Raw genomic sequence first — 446 nt, forward strand, 5'->3', positions numbered from 1 at the left:
CCAATTGCTTTATTGACGTTGAGCCTCGGAACCCTTAACAATCCCTAAACTTGTCGAATCGTCGGCTTAATAGCTCACGCTATGCCGACATTCGTCTCCAAGTTTAGTTAAGGGTTCTTCTCAACATCAATAAATTTTCTCGGCATAAATGCGTGTCTTATTATTTATTTTTATTCACTTTAAATAAAAAACGTCCCAAGTATGCTACATAATAATACTTAAGACGTTTTAATTTTTATTTAGTTTTTATCTCCTTTAACTTTATCAATCAAGTCATTAGCTTTATCTTTAACATCATCTACTACTTCTTTGGCTTTACCAGAAGCTTTATCTCCTTTACCTTCTGCTTTTAAATCCTTATTATCAGTAGCATCTCCAATAGTCTCTTTGATATTTCCTTTTGCTTGTTCGAATTTTTCTTCGCTCATTTTCTATTCCTCCTAAAT

General features: G+C 32.7%; 1 protein-coding gene. It reads right to left on the reverse strand.

Annotated features, from left to right (window positions below):
• Window positions 1–239 precede the first annotated feature (239 nt).
• On the reverse strand, window positions 240–428 hold the full coding sequence (locus AB4136_RS33380) for a CsbD family protein (protein ID WP_002440614.1): 189 nt from the start codon (window positions 426–428) through the stop codon (window positions 240–242).
• Between the last annotated feature and the right edge of the window lie 18 nt (window positions 429–446).

This window comes from Mesorhizobium sp. 2RAF21, assembly GCF_052115345.1.
Taxonomy (GTDB): Bacteria; Pseudomonadota; Alphaproteobacteria; order Rhizobiales; family Rhizobiaceae; genus Mesorhizobium; species Mesorhizobium terrae.